The sequence below is a fragment of the Mesorhizobium sp. M5C.F.Ca.IN.020.29.1.1 genome (assembly GCF_003997375.1).
Lineage (GTDB): Bacteria > Pseudomonadota > Alphaproteobacteria > Rhizobiales > Rhizobiaceae > Mesorhizobium > Mesorhizobium wenxiniae.
Genome location: NZ_RZSW01000476.1, coordinates 1 through 4,993 on the forward strand (window position 1 = coordinate 1; position 4,993 = coordinate 4,993).

General features: G+C 61.7%; 3 protein-coding genes and 1 pseudogene. All 4 read right to left on the reverse strand.

All coding sequences use genetic code 11. The features are described 5' to 3' along the window. Positions 1-103: 103 nt before the first annotated feature. On the reverse strand, positions 104-2,014 hold the full coding sequence (locus EOA85_RS27460) for an ATP-binding protein (RefSeq protein ID WP_127211866.1): 1,911 nt from the start codon (positions 2,012-2,014) through the stop codon (positions 104-106). Between the two features lie 24 nt (positions 2,015-2,038). After that, the gene (locus EOA85_RS27465; RefSeq protein WP_127211867.1) at positions 2,039-3,184 is read right to left on the reverse strand and encodes a hypothetical protein; all 1,146 of its coding nucleotides are present in this window, start codon (positions 3,182-3,184) and stop codon (positions 2,039-2,041) included. A gap of 35 nt (positions 3,185-3,219) precedes the next feature. Beyond that, on the reverse strand, positions 3,220-4,308 hold the full coding sequence (locus EOA85_RS27470) for a hypothetical protein (protein WP_065011917.1): 1,089 nt from the start codon (positions 4,306-4,308) through the stop codon (positions 3,220-3,222). A gap of 295 nt (positions 4,309-4,603) precedes the next feature. Beyond that, positions 4,604-4,993: pseudogene (locus EOA85_RS27475) on the reverse strand (thymidine kinase); the annotation flags it as partial.

The following is a 4,993-nucleotide window of genomic DNA, read 5'->3' on the forward strand; positions in this document are numbered from 1 at the left end:
AAGCTCGGCCGGATGAGGGGTGTTCCAGCTTGACGAATACCCCTCATCCGTCGCCTTCGGCGACACCTTCTCGCACAGGGGGAGAAGGGAGCGTCGGCGCATCTCAAGCATTCCACAGGCCCTTCTTCTTCAATTCCTCCATCTCGCGCACCGCGCGGTCGCGCAGGCGGGTGTCGCGGATCAACTTGGTCACCGCCGCGTCGTCGGACTTGTCGGAATAGCGGAATTCCGAGTCGGCGTAGCGGTTGACCTCCTGCATGACCATATCCATCGAGAACGGGCCGCGCAGTTCCTCGATCATCGCCTTCTTGTCGTCGTAGCCCTTGTGCATGAAGAGTTCCGGCTTCTCGAACCATTCGTCCGGCAGCTCGATATCCATGGCGCGCATCTTGATCGCATCGGTGACGTTCTTGATGGCGCGGCCGGTGAAGCGCGGCTCGGCCTCCTTGATCATGTGCAGATAGGTGCCGATGTCGGCCATCGATTTCGGTGCGCCGTTCTCCTTCATGTAGCGCTCATAGACCTTCATCAGCCCGTCTTCCTTGGGCTTTTCATGCTCTTCATAGGCTTCCATCACCGCGCGCTGGATTTCCTGGGCGGCATAGAGCTTGTGGTCTCCGAGCGGGATCTTGTGGTTCTTGCCGGCGAGCAGCACGAAAATGTCGATGTAGTCGTCGCGCGTTTGTGGCCCATCGACCAGCCAGCGGGCGCCGGCGCGCTGGCGCAGCGCGTCGTCGACGTTTTCGGGATAGTTGGAGAACATGCCGAAGGAGCAGTTGCCGCGCACCACGGTGCCGGCACCCGCAAACGCGTCCATCAGGACACCGGTGATTTCCTGCTGGCCTGCCGAGGCGCGATCGTCGGAGCGGCGTGCCGCCACCTGATCGATATCGTCGATGGTGCCGAAGCCGATGACGCGCGGGTTCAGCACATTGTTGATGAACTGGCGGCAGTTCTGGCCCGACTTGCCCTGGTAGGAGGAGATCTGGTCGACGCCGAAATTCTCGTAGGCGAAGGGATAGCCGGCGACCTGACAGTAGCCGTTGACGAGACCGGCGATCATCTGGATCAGCGTCGTTTTTCCGGTGCCGGGCGCGCCGTCGCCGATGAAGGTGAACAGGAAGCCGCCGAGCTCGACGAACGGGTTCAGCTCGCGCTCGAAATCGTAAGCCATCAGCATCTTGGCGAGCTTCACCGACTGGTACTTGGCGATGTGGTTGCCGACGACCTCTTCCGGCTTTTTGAAGGTCATTACCAGCGGCTTCGACCGCTTGCCCGGCGCGACGTCGAAGCCGTCAAGGGTGAAGTCGTCGACGTCGATGCGGATATGCGCGTTCTCGAACGGACCTATGCCGTCGAAGCGGCCCTTTCGCGCCAAAAGCCCGTCGATGGCGACACGGGCGAAGGCGCGCGCCCGGGTCATCAGATCGGCGTCGTCCTTCGCGCCTGATATCGCCCTGTCGAGGCCGGCCACGATCGACTTCACCGCATCCTGCGGCGTGTCGAACAAGAAGTCCGGCTCGGGCGTGTCGTTCGGCGCCTCGCCGTCGCTGTCGATCAGCTGGAACAGATAGGAGGCGAGGCTGAAGGCCGAAATATAGGCCGAAGCCGACAGCAGTTTCTTGAAGGTGGCGGCTTCGTCGCCTTCGAGCGGCGCGCGAGCGTTTTTCGCTTGCAGGCTTTCGAGGTCGGAGCCTTCGGCGAAGACGTCTGAAATGGCCAGTGCGATCGCCAGCCCGCGCCGGGTGCGAAACAGCAGCATGTGCTGCGCAATGCTCAGCAGCTGGTCGTCGGGATGGACGGCGGCGACGGTCTTGGAAAGCTCGACCTCGCGCGTGCGGCGAACCGAGCCGACCGAGACGGTCGAGACGAAGCGGCGGTTGGTGCCGGCCAGCCCGGTCCCGGATTCCCGCGACGGGTCCTCGAGCACGACGATGCGGGTGATGAAGCTCTGCGCCGTGGCGCGGTGCTTTTCGATTGCCGCTTCCGAGATCGTGGTCAGGCCGGTGTCCATGAAGGATGCTCCGCGGTTTGACGGTCAGACGTCACTGATGACCTGTCCCTTGGACAGGATGTGGACCTTGTAGCCGGAAAAGATCTTCTGCGCCTCGCCGGCGGCGTAGAGCGCCTGATAGGCCTCATGCGGGATCAGCGCATGCTTCTCGTAGCTCGACACGCCCTGCCGCGCGGCCTCGAGATCGTCGGTGTCGATGAAGAATTCCTGCGTCGTCTTCTCGCTCGAAAATAACCCCTTGCGGCCGGGCTTTTCGGCCTTGGAGTAGACCTCCTGGATGGTCCAGGTCAGCAGCCAGGCGTTTTCCGGTTTGCGCACCTTGTCCAGAACGTCGCTGACCGTCGAATTGTTGTCGGTGATCCCGGCGGAATAGAACGGGCCGAGCACGACGCGGCGCAGTTGCTTGGGGTGGAGTTGCTCGAAATCCTTGTCGAGGTTGACGGCGATCGTCGCCGGCGACAGCGTATAGGCGGAATTCTTCTCGGTGAAGTCGTCGAAGCGGTGGGCTAGCTCGGGATTGAGCAGGCCTTCGACGGGGAGCGGAATGTCGATCTTGTCGTTGAGCTTGCCGTTGCGGTCGACAAGCTGCCCGATAATCTCTTCGGAGGAATCCTCGACCGTCACCATGTAGACCAGCGGCAGGTTGGCGCTGCCGTCGAAGGCGGCCCAGTGGACGAGGTAGTAGGGCCGCCCGGTCTTCGGATTGACCGAGACTTTTGCCGTCTGCGCCAAGGTGAACGGCCCGAAGGTCGTCTCGCTCCTGACACCCTCCAGATAGAGCCGTTCGGCCATCGACTTCTGCAGCGCTTCGGGGAATTCCTTGTGGCGCAGGATGAAGTCGGCCATTTCCTCGCGCAACTCGTCGGCCAGCGGTATGTTGGCGAGACGCGTATCGGCCTGGCGGCGATCGTTCTCAAGCTCGAGCACGTTCTGGAAGACCGGAAAGCCGCTTTCGGCGCGCGAAATTCGGAACGTCTCCATGAAGCCCAGCCGGTTGCGCCAGCAGGAAAAGGAGTTGTCGAGCCGCGCAATATATTCGGCGACGATCTTGGCGACAATGCCGTGCCGGTAGAGCGGCGAGCGATCGTCGCGCATGAACACTTCGAGGCCGCTGAGTGCCGCCGTGATCGCCGAGAAATAGCGCGTTGCCGCTTCGTTTTCGGGGATCATGCAGCCAGCCCTTCGGAGCGATGCGAGTGCAGCAATTATGACTGCACGTAGTTTGCGGCATTGTGCTTCTTCAGCACGTCGTCGAAGCGGCGGGCAAAGGCATCGTCGGCCAGCTTCTTGCGGCGCTGGATGTCGGCGGTCGCCACCATGTTCTTCTCGTGCATCTCGAGAAGATCGCCGATGTGCTTCTGCGAGGCCGCGCCGATGCCGGCCATGGTCTCCTCGGCGGTGTTGTCGACCTGGCTGCCCAGCGTGTTGATCTTGTGGGCGACGTCCTGCTGGGCGGCGGTCTTCAGCGAATCTTCCAGCGCCTTGTAGAGCACGATGCGCTGCTCGGTATCGATGGTCAGCTTGTTGATCAGCGTCGACTGCGCCGCGATCTGGTTGTTGAGCGAATCGACGAAGGTCTGGAACATCGACGTGTAGCGCTCCAGCGTCTGGCTTTCGGCCAGCAGTTCCTGCTCCTTGGCCTGCTTCTCGTTGTACTCCGTGGCCAGTTTCGAACGTTCGCCTTCGAGCTCGGTGCGCTCCTTCTGGCTGGTCGAGGCGGCGATCTTGTTCTCGATGTCGAGCAGCATCGGATTGAGCTCCTCGATGCGCTTCTGCACGGTCTCCAGATTGGACATGGTTGCCTTGCGGCGCTCGATCACCTGCGACAGGCTGGCCTCGGAGGTCTTGTAACGCTGGTCGAGGATCTGCTTCTGCGCCTTGAGGATGCCGACAATGGTGTCGGATTTCGCCAGCAGCTCCTGCAGATTGCCGGCCAGCGACATGTTGCGGACGCGGTCGGTGCGCATGCGTTGCTTGCTCTGGTCGGAAAATATACCAACGAAGCTTTCCCAGCCGGTGTAGTTCTTCATGCTCTCGAATTCGGCGCCGAAGACGTTGGTGGCGTCCTCCAGCCCGATGATCAGGTCGGCGATGTTGCCTTCCATCACCTTCTGCTGCTTCAGCACATCCTCGATGCGGGCGTTCTCGAGGTCGAAATTGGCGTCGCCGATCTTCTTGTCGGTCTTGGCGAGCGTGTCGAGCACCGTGCCGGACTGCTCGATTTTGGTGCGCATGTCCTGCACGACCTGCTTGGTCTTGGCAATTTCGGCATCGAAATTCTGCAAAGTCGCCATTGGGGCCTCCCGCTTCGGCATTTGTTCGTGTCGCGAACCGCCGGAATATATGTGCGGCATAGGGGGAAGGGAAGGCGGAAGATTAGGAGTTTGCGAAGGATAGCGCCGAAACCCGACACAAAAAACCCGCCTCGGCGGCGGGTCGTTGGCGCGATCAGCACCATGCCCAAACCAATAGCATAACTGCCGTCGCAAAGCAACGAAGCTCACCGATCGCAGTTTTCCTTGCCGCAGTTCTTCCCCCTCTGTCCTGGCACCGTTCGATCCATGCGCACGCAACGCGGAATAGCGCTGGTCAGGCTTTGGTGAAGCCGATGAAATCGTCGGGCGCGACGCGGCCCATTTCTTCTTCCCAATGGCGGCGGCAGAGCGAGACATAGACATCCTTGCCGATCGCCACCTGTTCGCCCTGTCTCGCCACCTTGCCGTCCGCGCCGAGGCGCACGACCATCGTCGCCTTGCGGCCGCAGCGGCAGATGGTGCGCACCTCGCGTAGATGGTCGGATATCGCCAGAAGCGCGCGCGAGCCGGAAAACAGCTTGCCCTGGAAATCCGTGCGCAGGCCGTAGCACATCACCGGAATGTTCAGCCGGTCGGCAATGCGGGCAAGCTGCCACGCCTGCTCCTCCTCGAGGAACTGCGCTTCGTCGACGAAGACGCAATGCACGGTCGTGTGGTCGTGATG